Annotated in this window: 17 protein-coding genes; 1 reads left to right on the top strand and 16 read right to left on the bottom strand. The window is 40.1% G+C overall.

Translation table 11 applies throughout. The features are described from left to right. Position 1: 1 nt before the first annotated feature. Positions 2-1,567 carry a tRNA (N6-isopentenyl adenosine(37)-C2)-methylthiotransferase MiaB gene (gene miaB, locus ACCB35_RS09805; RefSeq protein ID WP_374056696.1) on the bottom strand — a complete coding sequence of 522 codons (1,566 nt, stop codon included), beginning with the start codon at positions 1,565-1,567 and terminating at the stop codon, positions 2-4. Between the two features lie 261 nt (positions 1,568-1,828). On the opposite strand from miaB, the gene ACCB35_RS09800 reads away from it, so the two are divergent. Beyond that, positions 1,829-2,941 (top strand): hypothetical protein, encoded by a 1,113-nt coding sequence (locus ACCB35_RS09800; RefSeq protein ID WP_374056695.1) that lies wholly within the window; start codon positions 1,829-1,831, stop codon positions 2,939-2,941. Between the two features lie 69 nt (positions 2,942-3,010). Here ACCB35_RS09800 and ACCB35_RS09795 read toward each other — a convergent pair whose 3' ends face one another. From ACCB35_RS09795 to yfmF, 15 genes are all read right to left on the bottom strand, one after another. Then, complete coding sequence (locus ACCB35_RS09795; protein ID WP_374056694.1) at positions 3,011-3,877, bottom strand: 2-oxoacid:ferredoxin oxidoreductase subunit beta; 867 nt, start codon at positions 3,875-3,877, stop codon at positions 3,011-3,013. 3 nt (positions 3,878-3,880) lie between these two features. Next, positions 3,881-5,623: a 2-oxoacid:acceptor oxidoreductase subunit alpha gene (locus ACCB35_RS09790; RefSeq protein WP_374056693.1), complete on the bottom strand. Its 1,743-nt coding sequence runs from the start codon at positions 5,621-5,623 to the stop codon at positions 3,881-3,883. 221 nt (positions 5,624-5,844) lie between these two features. Next, positions 5,845-6,768 (bottom strand): dipeptidase, encoded by a 924-nt coding sequence (locus ACCB35_RS09785; RefSeq protein WP_374056692.1) that lies wholly within the window; start codon positions 6,766-6,768, stop codon positions 5,845-5,847. Positions 6,769-6,869: 101 nt separating this feature from the next. Further along, positions 6,870-7,130: a stage V sporulation protein SpoVS gene (spoVS, locus tag ACCB35_RS09780; RefSeq protein ID WP_034760060.1), complete on the bottom strand. Its 261-nt coding sequence runs from the start codon at positions 7,128-7,130 to the stop codon at positions 6,870-6,872. A 137-nt stretch (positions 7,131-7,267) separates the two neighbouring features. Next, the gene (locus ACCB35_RS09775; protein WP_044337330.1) at positions 7,268-8,071 is read right to left on the bottom strand and encodes a TIGR00282 family metallophosphoesterase; all 804 of its coding nucleotides are present in this window, start codon (positions 8,069-8,071) and stop codon (positions 7,268-7,270) included. A gap of 165 nt (positions 8,072-8,236) precedes the next feature. Beyond that, complete coding sequence (rny, locus tag ACCB35_RS09770) at positions 8,237-9,796, bottom strand: ribonuclease Y (RefSeq protein WP_374056691.1); 1,560 nt, start codon at positions 9,794-9,796, stop codon at positions 8,237-8,239. Positions 9,797-10,245: 449 nt separating this feature from the next. Further along, on the bottom strand, positions 10,246-11,283 hold the full coding sequence (recA, locus tag ACCB35_RS09765) for a recombinase RecA (RefSeq protein WP_044337332.1): 1,038 nt from the start codon (positions 11,281-11,283) through the stop codon (positions 10,246-10,248). 302 nt (positions 11,284-11,585) lie between these two features. Next, entirely contained in the window at positions 11,586-12,821 is a 1,236-nt protein-coding gene (locus tag ACCB35_RS09760; protein WP_374056690.1) for a competence/damage-inducible protein A, read from the bottom strand. A 72-nt stretch (positions 12,822-12,893) separates the two neighbouring features. After that, positions 12,894-13,472: a CDP-diacylglycerol--glycerol-3-phosphate 3-phosphatidyltransferase gene (gene pgsA / locus ACCB35_RS09755; protein WP_044337334.1), complete on the bottom strand. Its 579-nt coding sequence runs from the start codon at positions 13,470-13,472 to the stop codon at positions 12,894-12,896. An 82-nt stretch (positions 13,473-13,554) separates the two neighbouring features. Beyond that, positions 13,555-14,448: a helix-turn-helix domain-containing protein gene (locus tag ACCB35_RS09750; protein ID WP_374056689.1), complete on the bottom strand. Its 894-nt coding sequence runs from the start codon at positions 14,446-14,448 to the stop codon at positions 13,555-13,557. A 19-nt stretch (positions 14,449-14,467) separates the two neighbouring features. Further along, entirely contained in the window at positions 14,468-15,259 is a 792-nt protein-coding gene (locus ACCB35_RS09745; RefSeq protein WP_113968160.1) for a DUF3388 domain-containing protein, read from the bottom strand. A gap of 269 nt (positions 15,260-15,528) precedes the next feature. Then, entirely contained in the window at positions 15,529-15,786 is a 258-nt protein-coding gene (locus ACCB35_RS09740; protein ID WP_044337337.1) for a DUF3243 domain-containing protein, read from the bottom strand. Positions 15,787-15,875: 89 nt separating this feature from the next. Continuing rightward, positions 15,876-16,592: an elongation factor P 5-aminopentanone reductase gene (gene ymfI / locus ACCB35_RS09735; RefSeq protein ID WP_374056688.1), complete on the bottom strand. Its 717-nt coding sequence runs from the start codon at positions 16,590-16,592 to the stop codon at positions 15,876-15,878. 61 nt (positions 16,593-16,653) lie between these two features. Then, entirely contained in the window at positions 16,654-17,943 is a 1,290-nt protein-coding gene (yfmH, locus tag ACCB35_RS09730) for an EF-P 5-aminopentanol modification-associated protein YfmH (RefSeq protein WP_374056687.1), read from the bottom strand. Between the two features lie 2 nt (positions 17,944-17,945). Continuing rightward, positions 17,946-19,220 carry an EF-P 5-aminopentanol modification-associated protein YfmF gene (gene yfmF / locus ACCB35_RS09725; protein ID WP_374056686.1) on the bottom strand — a complete coding sequence of 425 codons (1,275 nt, stop codon included), beginning with the start codon at positions 19,218-19,220 and terminating at the stop codon, positions 17,946-17,948. Positions 19,221-19,292: the final 72 nt, after the last annotated feature.

Here is a 19,292-nt window from a genome sequence, read left to right as displayed (position 1 = left end):
ATTATTTCACCTCTACCGGTTCTTGAAATTCTGATCCAATTAGGCCTTCTTCGACCATTTCCCCATCCAGTGACCAAGACTTAGCATCTGTGATCTTAACTTTCACAATTTTTCCAATGGCTGTTTTAGGAGCCTTGAAGTTCACAAGCTTACTGCGTCGAGTATAACCGGCAAGAATATCTGGGTTTTTCTTACTCTCCCCGTCTACCAGCACCTCAACGATCTGTCCTGTATAGTTCTTCATCGCTTCAGCCGAGTACTCTTTCACAACTGCATTTAATCGTTGAAGTCGCTCTTTTTTCACTTCCATCGGTACATTGTCATTCATCTTCGCCGCCGGGGTACCTTCCCTTGGAGAATAGATGTACGTGTAGGCAGATTCAAATCCGACCTCTCTGTATAGTGAAAGTGTTTCTTCAAACTGCTCGTCTGTCTCGTTCGGATATCCAACGATGATGTCAGTTGTTAGAGCCACGTCTGGCATCGCTGTTCTTATTTTCCGTACTAATTCTAAGAATTGCTCCCTCGTGTATTTACGGGCCATAATCTTCAGAACATCTGTGGAACCGGATTGAACCGGTAAATGAATATGCTCAACCAGATTCCCTTTTTTCGAAAGGACTTCGATTAAATGATCATCAAAATCTCTTGGGTGGCTAGTCGTAAAGCGAATACGTGGGATGTCCACTTTACGAAGGTCATCCATTAAATCACCTAAGCCATATTCAAGATCTTCAATATCTTTACCATATGCATTCACGTTCTGACCAAGAAGAGTGATCTCTTGGTAACCCTGGGCGGCCAGATGACGTACTTCCTGAATGATTTCTTCAGGACGGCGGCTTCGTTCCTTACCACGTGTGTATGGAACAATACAATAGGTACAGAACTTGTCACAGCCATACATGATGTTAACCCATGCTTTTATATTGCCACGGCGAACTTTCGGAAGGTTCTCAATGACGTCCCCTTCTTTAGACCACACTTCTACGACCATCGCCTTAGACATATAAGCATCTGACAGGATTTTAGGAAGGCGATGGATATTATGCGTTCCAAAAATCATATCGACTTGTTGATATGTTTTCAGGATTTTATTTACAACTGACTCTTCCTGGGACATACATCCACAGACACCAATCAAGAGCTCTGGCTTTTCCCGTTTTAGATGTTTCAGATGTCCTAATTCACCGAACACCTTATTCTCAGCATTTTCACGAATTGCACATGTATTTAAAAGGATGACATCTGCGTCATCTGTCGAATTCGTCGCTTCATAGCCAAGTGCCATGAAAATCCCTGCCATTACTTCCGTATCATGTTCATTCATTTGACAACCATACGTACGGATATAGAATTTCTTGCCTTCACCGAGTCCCCTGTATTGATCATCAATCGTAAAGTCGTTATGATATTTTATTTCTTCTTTCCCACGCTTTTTTGCATCTTTCAACGAAGGCGGAATATAGACACTTTCGAAGTATTTACTGTAATCCTTTTCGGATTTTTGGTCCGATGGAATAACAGACTTCGATTGTTGTCCATGTTTTCGTTGTTCTTCATTCATGAAAAATCCCCTTTCTACCTCTATAACAAAACCGCTTATCTTCTATTATAAAAAGATCTCACAAGATATACATTCTTGCACATTATAATAGTATAAAGGTTTTCTGGTCTACATACAATAGAGGCGCTTAAGTGTTGAAAAATATACATCTTTCTTTAGCAGCCTTACATTAACTGGGTGCTTGTAACAATCGTCGATACCAATACATAGACTAATGTATCAGAAACTGACCAGGAGGAGATTACCATCGATGAGGAAAAAGTGGTTTATCCACTATATAACATTTCAGATCAAGAAAGCTTCTTTTTACTATCGGAGATTAATAACCTAAAACAGACTATAAAAAAGTTAAAAACCGGCTACCTTTACGCTGAGAATGAACATTTAAAAGAAGAAATCAGTCAAAAGAATCGTGAACTAGAGCTTGCCTACGAACAAATAAAAGTAAATGATCTGTACGAAACAGAACTGTTAAAGGATAGAAACTCATTAACAGAAGCGAAAGAAAAAATAGAATCCGAGTTAAAAAATGCAAACAAGATAATCATGCATAATGGGGCTCATATTCAAACACTTGAAAATGAAAAAAAAGAATTAGAGAAATTTCTTTTAATAGAAAAACATAAAATCAAAGAAGTTAGAAAACAGCTGGAAGAAATTCAAACAGAAAGATATTCATTGAAAGAGTCTGAAAATGTTTTACTATGCGAAATAGATACTTTGAATGCAGATTTAGTTAAAAAAGATAGGATTATCTACTCACTTGAAAATGAAATAGCTATTAAGGATACACACCTACAAGAATTAAACCGAGCACTTTCACATTCGGAAGAAACAAAAAAAGATCTCTTTCATGACTTATTGACAAAAGCAGAAAAATTAGAAGGACTGTCGGTTGAAAGGGATCAATTAATGCTTAGATTTGAAGAAGCCAAACAAAAATTAATGGAATCTGAAAAAATGAAAGTGGATTATTTCGAAAGAATGATTGAAGCCGTTCAGCAGCAGATCGAGGAGAATGAATGGTGGCTGACAAATCAATTCGCTGACATTGATCGGTCATCCAAGAAGCAGGAAGAAAAAATGGACTCACTTGAATTGATAATGAATGATTCATTTGAAAAAGTGCTAAGTAAAAAAGATAATATGTTGAACGAACTTGAAAAATTCGATTCCCAACTTTCACATATCATCCAACAGATGAACACACTTTACCAGACCGAGTCATCTATATTTCACGGAATTGATTCTCTTAAAACACTGATCGATTCTAATAAAAATCAAGATTCGAACAAACTTATGACAACCAAAAAAGGCGTTTATAAAATTGAAGCAAGGGAAAGCACGCCAATAATCAGGGATAAAACAAGATAAATAACTACAATGCAGATACAACAAAGATAGAAAGGACTTCCAATTTGGAAGTCCTTTCTACAATCAGTATTACATAAATTCTTTCACTAATTCATCAAATTTACTTTCATCCAACCTTAAATCATGAGTGCTTAGAGGCTCTTCGGAATAACCTGCTACAAGATCTTGGTACGATGGCTGTTCTTTATTCTGATAAATCAAACCAGTAACCAGTCCATCCTTTTCCATGAGCATATTCATCGCTTGTTCACGATTTGATGGATCATAGCCTTCAACATCTGAGAGCTTTGTCAGGTTTTCTTTAAACCAGTCGTACGTATTAATCTTATTATATGTTACACAAGGACTAAATACGTTGATCAATGAGAAGCCTTTATGATTAAGTCCAGCTTCAATTATCGCCGTAAGCTCTTTCAAGTCAGAAGAAAAGCTTTGGGCAACGAATGTTGCACCTGCTGTCAGTGCCATTTCCATCGGTGCCAGTGCAGGCTCGATACTTCCCTGAGGCGTAGACTTTGTCTTAAAACCAGATGATGAGCGCGGGGAGGTTTGTCCTTTTGTCAGCCCATAAATCTGGTTATCCATAACGATGTATGTGACATCAACATTACGACGGATCGCATGGATCGTATGGCCAAGCCCTATGGCAAACCCATCACCATCCCCGCCTGAAGCGATAACGGTTAAATCCTTATTCGCCATTTTTAATCCCTGAGCGATAGGAAGGGAACGTCCATGAATGCCATGAAAACCGTATGAGTTAATATAACCTGATATACGTCCGGAACAACCGATCCCGGAAACGACAGCTAATTGTTCAGGATCCAGCCCCACATTTGCCGATGCCCGTTGAATCGCTGCTTGTACAGAGAAGTCACCACACCCAGGACACCAGTTTGGTTTAACATTATTTCTGAAATCTTTAAAGGTAGCCATGGATCAGATCAACTCCTTACATCTGGAATGAATTTCATTTGGTAAATATGGTGTTCCATCATATTTTGTCATTTTCGTGATTTTATTCCCATACCCAACATTCATTTTTATAATATTTGCCAGTTGTCCAGTAGCATTATGTTCAATCACGATCACTTTCTTCGCTGATTGCATTAGTGGCTCCAGTTCATCTGCCGGGAACGGGTGGATTAAGCGAACATGCGCATGGTTCACTTTCAGCCCATCGGCATCAAGGCGTTCCATTGCTTCTTCAATTACACCACGTGTGGAGTTGAAACCAACTAATAATAAATCGGCTTCTTCATGTGGTGCATGAGTGTGAATTGGATTAGTAAAGCGGATACTTTCCACCTTACGCATACGTTTATCCATCTGCGCCTGCCTGTTTACAGGGGATTCAGAGGGCTTCCCTGTTTCATCATGTTCTACTCCTGTTACATGATGAATACCGTTCTTCATTCCAGGAATGACACGTGGTGATACACCATCTTCAGTCACTTCAAAGCGTTTAAAGTATTTTTTCGGTTCTAATTCATTTAGTTCAGATTCATTTCCTACAAGCTTTCCTCTACGAATTTCCACTTTGCTGTAATCAAGAGGTTCAACTGTTTGTTTCCCTAATGAAAGTTGCAGATCTGAAAGAATGATGACTGGACATTGATACTCTTCGGCTAAGTTAAATGCCTCTACTGTATCATAGAACGCTTCCTGTACTGTACTTGGAGCCAGGACGATCTTGGGAATCTCTCCATGCGTACCATAAATCATGGCCATTAAATCGGACTGCTCCTGTTTCGTTGGAAGCCCCGTGGACGGCCCTCCACGTTGAGTATCCACCACTACTAAAGGCTGTTCTGTCATTCCGGATAATCCGATTGCTTCCATCATAAGTGAAAGACCTGGTCCAGCCGATGCAGTGAATGAACGGATTCCTCCGTAGTTAGCTCCGATTGCCATCGTTGCGGCTGCAATCTCATCCTCTGTTTGAATAACCGTTCCTCCAACCATCGGGAGCTTTTTAATAAGATATTCCATAATTTCAGAGGCTGGAGTGATTGGGTATGCAGCCATCAAACGAACGCCACCTGCGAGTGCCCCAAGAGCAATTGCGTCATTTCCGATCATAAACATACGTTTATTCCCGTCAGCTTCTTTCAGCTGTAAGGCACCAACATTGCTCCCAAGCTCTTCTTTCATCGTTTGGAAGCCCTGTTTGATCGCTTCCATGTTTTTCTCTACTACCGTTTCACCTTTGCGGCCGAAGATTTCTTCAACAACTTCCTTGAAAACTTCCGGATCAAGGTTTAGAACGGCACATGTCGCACCTACAGCTACCATGTTCTTCATTAACGACGTTCCAAGTTCCGTGGCTAACTGGGTGAATGGAATGATATAGAGGGAAGCCTCTGTATCTTCAGGCTTCTCAGGCTTAAACTTCTCATCAGCTATAATGACACCATTGCTATGTAGTTCTTTATAATTCACATCAATCGTTTCTTGGTCAAATGCAACTAAAATGTCTAAGTCATCAGCAATCGCACGCACTTGTGTAGTACTTACCCGAATTTTATTATTCGTATGGCCTCCCTTAATACGAGAGGAGAAATGACGGTAACCGTATAAGTAATATCCAAGGCGATTAAGAGCCATAGAGAAGATTTCACCCGTACTCTCTATTCCTTCACCTTGCTGGCCACCAACTTTCCATGAAAGTTGTTCCTTCATTTATTACACCCCTTCAATCAATTTTTTCAACATCTATTAGAGATGCTTTTCTCTTCATTTCGTTCAAACAATCTATTATTACAAAGGATGGTTGCAACTTGTGTTCACTCTATCAGTTTATCACTTTTTGATTTAATTCACTACTGTATCGAAGAAATTATGAATGTAAACACGCACAACTTGGCAAAAAATAAACCGCTAAAGGTTTACCTTTAGTGGTTTCAATCTGGTAATCTGACAAAAAAGTTTTCAAATAAGAATTTCTTAACTTGCTTTTTACTATAGTATCGTTGAAGTGTGTTGATTAAGTTATCATATTGATTGAATGAGGATAACCCTTGTACCGTTTCAGATATACCATCAAAATCGGAGCCAAAGCCAATATGATTTTCACCACCCAAACTGCATACATGCTCGATATGCCTTATCACGTCTGAAATTACCGCTGATCCTTTTTTGTTTAAAAAAGGAGGAACAAAAGTGATCCCCATGACACTATCTCTTTTTATTAGCGCTTCAATTTGATCGTTTTTCAAATTACGGGGATTGGGACATATAGAATAGGCGTTCGAATGAGAAGCAATCGGATAATCAGCCATTTCGATTGTATCCCAGAATGCTTTCTCGCATAGATGGGAAACGTCCGTCCAAAGCCTTTTCTCGTTTAAAAATGATACTACCTCATGTCCAAAATTTGTTAAACCCCCACCCCTTGGCTCCAGTGCACCATCTGCACAAGCATTGGCCCAATTCCACGTCAATCCTACAGAACGTACCCCAAGTCGGTAAAGAATTTCAAGCTTGGTTAGGTCCTCCTCTATAGCCTCAGCACCTTCCAGTGTCAGCATCGCACCAATTTCATCATCGGCCAGTCTTTCTACTTCCTGTTTTGAAGTCACAAATTTAAGTTTTGGGTTTGGTTTTAAAATTTCATTATGAAACAAGTTCACCATCTCTAACGCAGCTTGGAATCTTTGACCTGGTTTCAAATATGATGGAATATAGATTGCAAACAATTGTACTTTACTCCTGCTTTCAAGAAGCTGGGGGTAGGTAATATGCATTGTATATTTAGATTGAAATGCTCCCTTCCCTGGTTCCAGGTATAACTTCATTAACACATCGCAGTGTGCATCAAATAACATAATACTTCATCCTTTCAGGGCACCTAACTTATATGTATTACGATTAATAGTATAAAGGCTGTCCACTAAAGAATCCTCTTTAATGAACAGCCCATTGTTTATTATCTTGGTTCTACGATTAACTTTATCGCCGTACGCTCTTCTCCATCAATTAAAATATCTGTAAATGCCGGGATACATATTAAATCTAAACCACTAGGAGCCACAAAGCCTCTGGCAATCGCAACCGCTTTAACTGCTTGATTTAAAGCTCCTGCACCAATAGCTTGAATCTCAGCTCCTCCTCTCTCACGAAGAACACCGGCGAGTGCACCAGCTACAGAATTAGGATTAGATTTTGCTGAAACTTTTAATATTTCCATTCCTTTTCCTCCTTGTCATTTCCCCCATACCGTATGTCCGTGGTAAAGAACAAACTTGGTATAAATGATTCCACTGATACTATATTCAGGAAATGGACAAATCATTCCGGTCACACCGAAAAAAGGAAAGAAAACATTTAGTATTCTGCCATAAATGGATGGTCTTCGTTGATTAAAATACGCTCGATTTTTTTCGCTTTACCAGTTTTTTGATCAACTTCGATTAGACAGGCACTCAAGATTTTGCGTCCTGTCTTTGGGACTTCAAAACGAACTGGTAAACTAGTCTGGAATCTCTTAAGAACAGAATCCTTGCTCATCCCTAATACTTCATCATATGGTCCCGTCATACCGACATCGCACATAAATGCGGTTCCATTTGGAAGGATGCGATTATCTGCCGTTTGAACATGTGTATGGGTTCCTATTACAGCAGATACACGTCCATCTAGAAACCAGCCAACCGCCTGCTTTTCACTTGTTGCTTCTGCATGAAAGTCAACGAAGATAATCGACGTTCTTTTCTTTGCTTCGTATACAAGTTCATCAAGTGCCTTAAACGGGTCATCAAGGGGAGGCATAAATGTTCTTCCTTGAGCATTGATGACGGCAACTTCTTTTCCGTACACTTCAGCGAACACCAGACCGCTTCCCGGCGTGCCTTCCGGGAAATTCGCCGGTCTAACCATCTGTTTAGATGAGTCGATAAAATTGAAGATATCTTTATTATCCCATGTATGATTTCCTAAGGTCACCATATTGGCGCCATCTTGTAAGAATTGTTTATAAATCTTCTCCGTTATCCCTCTGCCTGATGCAGCATTCTCTCCATTAACGATCGTAAAATCGGGTGAATGCTTCTTCTTTAACTTCGGCAGGTATTCTGTGATCATTTCCCGGCCCATTGAACCGACAACGTCTCCTACAAATAATATTTTCATGAAAAATCCCTTCTCTATATGTATTGAGTCCTGTAGTTATTGTATCACAAAATCCTTAGGGTCTATTCATCAATGAGGGATTCTCCCAATGATCCTTATCACTGATGTTAGCAACAATAAAAAAAGCTGACTCAAAAAGGGGATATCCCTTTTCGAGTCAACCACTTATTTAGCGTATTCGACAGCCCTTGTTTCACGGATGACCGTTACTTTAATATGGCCTGGATAGTCAAGCTCATCTTCGATCCGTTTACGGATATCCCTTGCTAATCGGTGAGATTCCAAATCGTCAATGGCTTCAGGTCTTACCATAATACGTACCTCACGCCCCGCCTGGATCGCGAAGGATTTCTCAACGCCTTCATAAGACTCTGAGATTTCTTCGAGCTTCTCTAAACGACGGATATAGTTCTCGAGCGTCTCACTTCTTGCCCCAGGTCTTGCAGCAGATAAAGCATCAGCTGCAGCTACCAGAACGGCAATGATTGACGTAGGCTCTGTATCACCGTGGTGAGAAGCAATACTGTTAATGACCACAGGATGTTCTTTATATTTCGTTGCGAGTTCTACACCAATTTCCACGTGACTTCCTTCTACTTCATGGTCAATCGCTTTTCCGATATCGTGAAGTAATCCTGCACGTTTAGCGAGTCTTTCGTCTTCACCAAGCTCAGCTGCCAGTAATCCCGAAAGATATGCGACTTCCATTGAGTGTTTTAAAACATTTTGACCATAACTTGTACGATACTTCAAACGTCCCAGGATCTTAATTAAATCCGGGTGAAGCCCGTGAACGCCAACTTCAAACGTTGTTTGTTCACCAATTTCACGAATATATTCGTCTACTTCACGTCGAGATTTATCCACCATCTCTTCAATTCGTGCAGGGTGGATACGTCCATCCTGTACTAATTTCTCTAATGCAATTCGAGCCGTTTCTCTACGAATCGGATCAAAACCAGAAAGAATAACTGCTTCAGGAGTATCATCAATAATTAGATCAATTCCTGTTAAAGTTTCCAGCGTACGAATGTTACGTCCTTCTCGCCCAATAATTCGACCTTTCATCTCATCATTCGGTAGGTTCACAACACTAACAGTTGTTTCAGCCACATGTTCTGCAGCACAACGTTGTATAGCCAGTGAAAGGACTTCTTTCGCTTTCTTATCTGCCTCTTCTTTCGCACGGGTTTCATGCTCTCTGACCATAATGGCGATATCATGGGAGAGTTCATTCTCAACGCGGTCAAGAATAATTCCTTTCGCTTCGTCACGAGTTAAGCTAGAGATACGTTCTAACTCAGTTTGCTGTGATTGTACCATCTCGTCCACTTTGCTTTCCATCTCTTCAATATGTTGTTGTCTCTCGTTAAGAGTTCCCTCTTTTCTTTCAAGTAAAGCTTCACGCTTATCAAGCGTTTCATCTTTTCGATCGAGGTTTTCCTCTTTTTGCATTAAACGGTTTTCTTGTTTTTGCAATTCATTTCTTCGTTCACGAAGTTCATTTTCCATTTCTGTGCGAAGTTTATGATTTTCGTCCTTTGCTTCTAAAAGTGCTTCTTTCTTCAGAGCATCTGCCTCGCGCTTAGCATCTTCTAAAATCTGCTCTGCTGAACCTTTGGCACCAGCAATCTTTGCTTCAGCAATGGACTTACGAATTAGGTATCCAACAACTACACCGACGATAAGGCCAAGCAAAATGGAGATGATTGTTATAGGTTGCATTATTTCACCTCCTCTTGCTATGAACTGTCATCATGTCTTTTACATGTCGGCTTGTACATTGCTCACTAGAACAAAATATACAGCGCTAGGCTTTCAAATATTCATTCGAAAAATTTGTAAAATATACATGTTAATTTTAAATCTCTGAAAATTTATTGTCAAGGGGTAGAGCCCTCTATCACTAGATTTCTAAAGGGATTTTTTCCAATCGACATTATTTTACACTGCCGCTGTGGGGTTATGAATGATTTTCAAGCAAAAACATCTTTTTTCATTTTTTTGTTTGGGTGTAAGGGCAATCACCAAAAACTGGATACACATTTGTACATTCATACCGATCAGACATAATCTTTGTGAAAAAGGGTTAGTCACTATTTTCTACATATAAGTTGTTTGACATACATAATAAAGAGAAGCAAACCATAGTGGCTGCTTCTCTTATTTGTGGATTAGTCCTCTAAAAGACTTAATTCACTTTGATCATCCGTTTCGGCACGACCTGTGTCCAAACCGTAGTGTTCACGGATTTTCAGCATGATTTCACTGCGGATTTCAGGATTTTCTTTAAGGAAAATCTTCGCATTCTCGCGGCCTTGACCCAGACGCTCTTCGTTATAAGAATACCAGGCACCACTCTTTTGAACGATGTCCAACTCAGACCCAAGATCCACGATTTCACCTTCTTTAGAAATCCCTTCTCCGTACATGATATCTACTTCAGCTACACGGAAAGGTGGAGCTACTTTATTTTTAACGACTTTGATCTTCGTTTTGTTCCCTACCATTTCATTCCCTTGCTTAAGTGTTTCAGCGCGACGGACTTCTAAACGAACAGATGAATAGAACTTCAGTGCGCGTCCACCAGGCGTCGTCTCAGGATTACCGAACATGACTCCAACCTTTTCACGAATTTGGTTAATGAAAATCGCGATGGTTTTCGATTTGTTAATAGCACCTGAAAGCTTACGAAGAGCCTGTGACATTAAACGGGCTTGAAGACCTACGTGAGCATCTCCCATCTCTCCTTCGATTTCCGCTTTCGGTACAAGCGCCGCAACCGAGTCAATAACGATAGCGTCTACCGCTCCACTACGTACCAAAGCTTCCGCAATTTCCAGCGCCTGCTCACCTGTATCAGGTTGAGAAAGTAATAATTCATCTATGTTTACCCCAAGCTTTTGAGCATATTCAGGATCAAGTGCGTGCTCTGCATCGATAAATGCAGCCTGACCGCCTTGAGCTTGAACTTCTGCAATGGCATGAAGTGCTACTGTTGTTTTACCAGACGATTCCGGACCATACACCTCGATAATTCTTCCTCGAGGATATCCGCCAACCCCCAAGGCTGCGTCCAACGCTAGTGAACCACTTGGACAAGTTACTACTTTTCTATCAGTTTGCTCCCCCAGCTTCATTATAGAGCCTTTACCAAACTGCTTTTCTATTTGTTTTAACGCCATATCTAAGGCTGCTTTACGATCGCTCACAAATCTTCCTCCTTTGAATATATAACTTGAAATAGACAACTTATCAGCTTGTCTCAAATCCAACCTATCTATACTATAAACGTTTTTTTAATAGAAAACAAGAAAAAAATCGAACATTCATTCGGTTTTTTTCTAAGGGTGTATTCGATTGAATTGAGAGTTGTTTCACTAGAATAAAAGAAAGTGAATGGAGGTGGTCAATATATGTTAACTGGCAGATATCCTCTCCCCGCATATTATAGACTTTTCTCCCCCACTAAAAAAACTGCCTCCCTTAAACTGGAAGACAGCCTGTCTAGCACCTAACTTAATTCCTTAATTAAATAATGCCAGCCGTATTTCGCTGTTCTCACTCGATTTGCATTCCTTCCACCGCCGAGATTCAATAGAAACGCTTTAGTTGGTTGACCTTTAATAGACAATCCAATCCACACGGTTCCTGCGGGCTTACCTTCGTGTGATCCCGGGCCAGCTACTCCTGTGAAACTGATTCCTATATCTGATGAGAAAAGCTCTTTTACATTTTCAGCAAGTTCCCGTGCACACTGTTCACTTACTGATGTATGTTCTTCCAATGTACTCTCTTTCACAGATAAAATCGTCTTCTTAACTTCATCCTGGTAACAAACCACCCCGCCATTCAGAATAAATGAAGCTCCAGGTAACGAGGCTAATTGAGCTTGAAAGAGTCCCCCGGTTAAGCTTTCTGCACAGGATAAGGTGAGACCTTTCTCTTTTAACAATTTGAATCCTACCTCAAAGAGAGAATCCTGATTGTAGCCATAGAAGTAATCTCCTACAATAGCCATAATATCCGCTTCTACTGTATCCAAAAGCGAGGCGGCAATATCCTTTGACTCGTGCTTCGCCGTCAACCTCAGGGTCACTTCCCCATCACCCGCCAATGGAGCAATGGTAGGATTGGTTTGTTTGTCGATCAAGTCTTCCAGCTCTGTTTCCAACTGAGCTTCACCAATGCCGAAAAAGCGCATTACCCGGGAATGGATGATTTCTTTCTTCTTTAATAAAGAAAAGATCGCTTGTTTGCCGTATTTACTAAACATAGGTTTCATTTCAGATGGTGGACCGGGTAAAAGCATGTATGCTTTATCATCCTTTTTCAGTAGCATCCCAGGAGCCATACCGTGTTCGTTCTTCAGTACTTGAGAGCCTGCTAATATGAGAGCCTGCTTTTCATTATTGGGGGTCATTTCCCGATTCACTTTGTTAAAGTAGCTTTTAATTGATTCCAACGCATCTTCGTCCATGGTCAAAGTTGTACCTAATGACTTTGCTATTGTTTCTTTCGTTAAATCATCCTTCGTCGGTCCAAGTCCCCCCGTGAAAATCAACAGGTCTGCTCGCCCTTCGGCTACTGTAATAGCGTGATGCAACCGTTCAGGGTTATCTCCCACACTAGTGTGGTAATAGACATTCACCCCCACTTCAGCCAGTTGCTCTGATATGAATTGAGCATTGGAATTGACGATCTGACCTAATAGTAGTTCAGATCCGACCGCTATGATTTCTGCATTCATCCTTATTCCCCCTATTGATGATGTAAAGAAGGGGATGATTCCAGTTGAATCAATCCCCTTTAATAGAACACCTTATTTCGAATTTACAAATGCTTTTTTGTTATGCTTGAAATAATCCCAGCCTGACCAGATGGTAAAGAACATAGCTACCCAAAGGGCAATGGTCGCAAATGGAAGGTTGATCAGTTCAAAAATGGCATTATGCAGAAGCAGCGCTGAAATAGCGATAATCTGTGCCCATGTTTTGATTTTCCCAAGTTGGCCCGCAGCAACCACTTCCCCTTCCCCGGCTAATACAAGGCGAAGACCGGTTACAGCAAACTCCCTGCTGATGATGATAATAACAATCCATGAAGGAGCAAGACCCAATTCAACAAGCACAATCAGTGCAGCGGATACAAGCAATTTGTCCGCTAATGGATCTAAGAATTTCCCCAGGTTAGTCACAAGGTCAAGCTTCCGGGCATAATAACCGTCGATCCAATCGGTTGTTGCTGCAATAATGAATATCAATGCTCCTACAAAATGTTTGACTGGCATTTCTGCCCCAAGAAATATCATGTCACCCCAATTTAATGGGGCTAGCATAATGATTAAAAATAATGGAATTAAAAATATTCTCGAAACTGTAATCTTATTAGGTAAGTTCACCTTTCTACCTCCAATACATATAAAACACGTTCTACCTATAGTATGTAAGAAAAAGGAGTTATTAAAACTCCCTCCATCTTAATTATTGTGCTGCTTGCGGTTCGTAGTTAATCACAATATCCTGCCTCACAACATCAGTAGATGATACTTTATACTCAAGCTGTTTTCCGTTTACTAAAATGTCTGTGTTCGCAGCGTTTCCGATTACAAGATAAGCAAGTTTATCTGAGGAAAAATCAAAGTCCTTTTTATTTCCCTCTTTCAGTAAACCTTCAAACAATAATTCATCCTTGGTGTTATAAACCCCAATCCAAGTGTCGCCTTTAGCCGATAATTGCAACTTGAACTCATCTGCATTTTTAAGGTCATAGGTTGTTTTCTTGCCAGCTGTATTAACTGCCTCCAAAGATTGTTCAGGCTTTTGCTCCTGTTCTTCATCAGCTTTTTCATCCTCTGAAGGTTTGCTTTCTTCTTTATCTTCGGTTTCTACCTCAGGCTTATCGCTTTTAGCGGTTTTATTTTCATCTACCGCTACTTGTTCTTGATTTTCAGACCCTTGTGTCTCCGGAGCTTTATCTCCGACTTTCCCTTGCCAAAACACCCAGACTGCAATCAACGCACCAATGACGAATAATGCTATAAGAAGCTTAGGAAGGAAGTCAAACACTTTGGTAGAGCTTTCTGAAACAGACTTTCTAGATTGGACCCTGGAAAGGGAAACCGGTATTTCATCTTCATAGGTTGTCGGAATTTCATTTTTATGTTCCTCAAAAATAACTTCAGGAGGAAGACCAACCGCTTCACAATACTGTTTAATAAATGCACGAACATAGAACTTCCCAGGCATCACATCATATGCGCCCTCTTCGATTCCAATCAAATAGCGTTTTTGAATCTTTGTTACCTTTTGTAAATCATCGAGGCTATAGCCTTTAGCTTCACGAGCTTCCTTTAAACGATTTCCTAATTCCGTCACTACTTAACACCTTCCAATATTAAAAATCAAAACCTCCAAAATCGGAATTTTGAAATAGATTATTTTGTTCTACTAATTCGTATGTAATTTCTTCATCAGGATCGTTTCTAAGTTCAATGATATAATCAAAATCTTCAAGTGAATATTCAGAGTTTTGAACGAATACATCAGGATGTTCAATTACTTTCACTGCTGGTAATCTCATGATTTCCCTTACAAGCTGCCAATGCTTTTCACTTGCACGCCTGGTTGAAACGATACCGTCAATGATAAATAAATTTTCAGATGAGTACTCGTCTTCAATCAGCTTGCTTCTTATTGTTTGTTTCAACAAAGTAGAGGAGACAAAGAGCCACTTCTTATTTGCACATACACTTGAGGCCACGATGGATTCGGTCTTCCCTACCCGGGGCATCCCTCTGATCCCAACAAGCTTATGTCCCTCTTGCTTAAATAGCTCAGCCATGAAGTCCACTAATAAACCCAGCTCATCACGAACAAACCGAAACGTTTTCTTATCATCGGCATCACGCTGAATATAGCGGCCGTGACGAACGGCAAGACGATCCCTTAATTTCGGTTCCCGGAGCTTTGTCACATTAATTGTATCCATCGTTTGTAAAATGGACTCTAACCTTGTGATCTGTTCATCATTATTCGCAAGAAGAAGCATTCCCCTTCTTCCTTCATCCACTCCATTTATCGTCACTATATTTATAGAAAGCATTCCTAATAATGAGGAAATATCACCTAAGAGGCCAGGACGATTTTTTTGAATTTCATATTCCAAATACCATTCTTTGCGTTCCATTGGTTACCTCCTGAAAGATCCGTGACATTTCAATTCGATAAAAATTGACATAATTCGAAAAGTCTTTTAAACATCTAGGTATTATAATAAATGATTTTCCGGTAATAGAAAAGTAAAACCTACATAAATATGTACAATTTCTCATTTTATACCTAAAGGGCTGTTTATTGAAAAGATGCATAGACTTCGCCTAATAAAATGACTCGCGACTCAATTGATTCCTTTTTGAAGAGTATGTATAAGAAAAAGGAGAGGAAAAATCCCTCTCCTTAACGAGTACCATTGTTATTTACAAGTTTAACCATCATGTTCGCAATGGCATGTTGTTCCTCAGGGGAAGCGACAGACCATAAATCCGCTAACACTTTCTCCTGATCGTTCTTAGCTTCGACTTGATTCGCTAAGTAGTCGCCAATTTGGTATGCTAAGTCAGATACCGTTTCATTTTCCATCCCACCGTGTTGAGCTTGGTGAAGACGATCGCCTAAGAAGTTTTTCCAATCAGACCAATTATCTAATACAGACATTTGTCATGACCTCCTTTATTGAAATACAACCTTAGTTTGTATCCCGGAGAAAAAATTATGCGCCTTAATCTTTTGACTGAAAAAACTTTTTATGTATGCCAGCCACCATTGATGGAAAGTGTTTGACCTGTAATATAGGAAGCTTTAGGTGAAATAAGAAACTGGATTGAGTCTGCAATTTCGTCCGCTTGAGCAAGGCGCCCCATTGGTATCTCTTCCTCCAAAGCTTTTAAATCTCCTTCAGAAAAAATGTCCATCATTGATGTATCGACGGCTCCCGGAGCAATCGCATTAATCCTTACGCCACTTAAGGCAAGCTCTTTACTTAATGATTTCACAAATGCCAATTGAGCACCCTTCACTGTTGAGTATATAACCTCACAGGCTCCACCAATTTGCCCCCAAATAGAGCTTACCATTACAATATTCCCGTTACGCTCTATAAGCTTAGGCAATAATTTTTGAACAAGAAGCAAAGGGCTTTTCACATGAACGTTAATCATATAGTCCATTTCGTCTTCAGTCTGATCTTGAAACAGTCCCCAGCTTGAATTTCCGCTGCAATAAATAATTGTATCAAGTTGAAAAATATTGTTCACAACATTTCCTACTTCTTGGGGAAGGGCAAGATTGGCTCGAATGGGTATTGCCTCAACCCCATGCTTTTCGATTTTATGTAATAACTCTCTCATAGCTTCTTCATTCGAATGGTAATGTAAATATAAATTCCATCCCTCTTCTGCCAGGCTTAAAGCCGTACTGCTCCCTATTCCTCCTGAAGCCCCTGTTATTAAGGCGTATTTCATCTATTCTCACCTCTATGTCTACATAAAGAGAGGAACTACCCTAGAGCAGCTCCCTCCGATATTATGATTTAGGTACTACCTGACACACCGTAAAACGCTCTTCACTAATAATGGTACTCGCAACGGTTTGAATATCCTCATACTTCAATGATTCAAGTGTAGGTACAACCTCAAAAAGATCCATTTCATTAAACGCATAGCGTGTAAATTGATTTGCAATAAATTCAGGTGAATTAATGGCCCGTAAAAACGCACCAATTTTCTTTTTCTTCGTTCTTTCTAACCCCTCTTCTGTAAAGAGAGATTCTTGTTTCGCTTTAAGCAGCAGCGATTGTACCTTTTCGGCCAGCTCATCCGGCTTTTCCGTATCTCCACCGACGGTCAGGAACCCAAAGCCATTTTCTTGTGTATAGTCATAGTGGAATGTTTCATCAATCAACCCATCATTGTATAGTTCAGAATAATACGTTGAGCTTTTACCAAATAACATATCCAGGAAAACGTTCATCGAAAGTTCTTGTCTAAGCATTTCCTTGCCTTGCTGATGAGGTTCAGGCGCTTTAAGGCCCACCAGGCACTTAGGGCTTTGTACATTCATCTTAAGGACCTGCTTCTTCTCAGCAACCGTTTCTGGTTCATCATCAAATTTCCGCTTGATTTCAGGCATTTTTTCATAATCCTTCTTTTCCTGATTCGAACGAATCTGATTCATGATTTGATCCGGATCTACAGATCCCACTACAAAGAGGAGCATATTGCTTGGGTGGTAGAATGTGTTATAGCACTGATACAACATATCTTTCGTGATTGGTGTGATGGACTCAATCGTTCCTGCTATATCAATCTTCACAGGGTGATTCTTGTACATATTTTGAATCACGCCAAAGTATAATCGCCAGTCAGGGTTATCATCATACATGGTGATTTCCTGTCCGATGATGCCTTTTTCTTTTTCGACAGTCTTTTCTGTAAAATATGGGTCTTGAACAAAATCGATGAGCGTTTCTAAATTTCGTTCTACATTGGTAGTACTTGAAAATAGATATGCAGTTCGTGTAAAGGAGGTGAATGCATTAGCCGACGCTCCCTGGCGGCTGAATTGCTGGAATACATCCCCATCTTCTTTTTCAAACAATTTATGCTCTAAGAAGTGGGCGATCCCGTCTGGAACCTTAACGAATTCTTCTTCGTTCAGAGGGACAAAATGATTGTCGATGCTTCCGTACTTCGTCGTAAACGTAGCATACGTCTTATTGAATCCTTTTTTCGGGAGAATATAGACATCCAGTCCGTTTGACATTTTTTCATAATATAAGTTTTCTTGTAGTTGATCGAAGGAAATCTTCTTCATCTTTATCCCTCCATTCCTGTTAAAAAGTAGATGGTATCAAGCTCAACTTTATTTGCTGCTTTCACGATGTCTTCTTTCGTCGTTTTCTCTATCTCATCAAGCCAGTGTTTTAAATCGATTTCTTCATGGGCTACAGCATTATGATATAGGACCTCTACCAACCCACGGGACGTATCTATGGTTTCAAGCAGTTGATTGCGGATGACCGCTTTCGTTTGTTCGATCTCTCCATCTGTAAAGTCTCCATCCTTCATGGCTTGCAGCTGATCATTGATGATTCCGACAGCTTGATCATATTTCTCAAATTCTATTCCCGACATAACCATCAATAATCCTTTGTGACTTTCCAGTCTACTCGCTGCATAGTAGGCTAAGCTCGCTTTTTCCCTCACATTTATGAACAACTTGGAATGTGAAAACCCACCGAATATGCCATTGAAAACCTGCAGGGCAAAGTAATCATCATCGCCATATTGTGTATGTGTCCGGTAGCCCATATTAAGCTTCCCTTGCTTCACATCCTGCTTTTCTTTCACGACGTTTTCCCTTTCTTTTGGTTTCACTTCCGATGAATCCACTTCACGGGGGGTCCGTTCGTTTAAATGAAGGAGTTGATCACACAGATTTTCAACTTCCGCAACGTTTACATCGCCGATGACATAAAGATCGAATTGATCTTCATTCATGACTTTTTGATAATATTCATATAAACTCTTGGCCGTTATGGACTCTACTTCTTCACTGATTCCATTAACATGGAGGGCAAATCGCTCTCCCTTACACATTTCTTCTACAAGTCGTGAATTAGCGTAACGCATTTTATCGTCATAAACCGCCTGTATTCTTACCTTCTGGTTTCGTTTTTCTTTCTCGACCGTCTTTTTATCGAATTCGTTATTTTCAATATAAGGGTTTTGCAGGACGTCAGCTAAAAATTCTATTCCTTTTTGAAGTAAAGGTTCTGAGTCTCTTAGAAACTTTTCGTTGGCAATTTCAACTGACATGCTGACCACGTGGTACTCACCCTTCTTACCCAAATCCGTAAAGAAGTTTGCACCATATAATTCATCCAGGTAAGATCTTAATTCCGTTGTACTTGGATAGGTCTTTGTATTGCTTTGCATCACATGGGGGAGTAATCCGCGTAAGGTAACCGTTTCTTGATCTAATGGAGCTTTCATTTTCAAAATCAGACTGTTGGTTTTATACTTATCCGTTTGAACGATATGTAGCGTGTACCCTTGTTTCTTTTTTACTACTTCATTTATGGCTGTCATCGTACCGTCCTCCTTAGTTCCACACTTCCGTCATTTTTGAAATCAAAAAAGATATAAACACCCTTATTGTGC

Origin of the sequence: Rossellomorea sp. FM04394, assembly GCF_041889765.1 — a bacterium.
Taxonomy (GTDB): Bacteria; Bacillota; Bacilli; order Bacillales; family Bacillaceae_B; genus Rossellomorea; species Rossellomorea aquimaris_B.
This window is presented reverse-complemented; position numbering and strand designations above follow the sequence as displayed.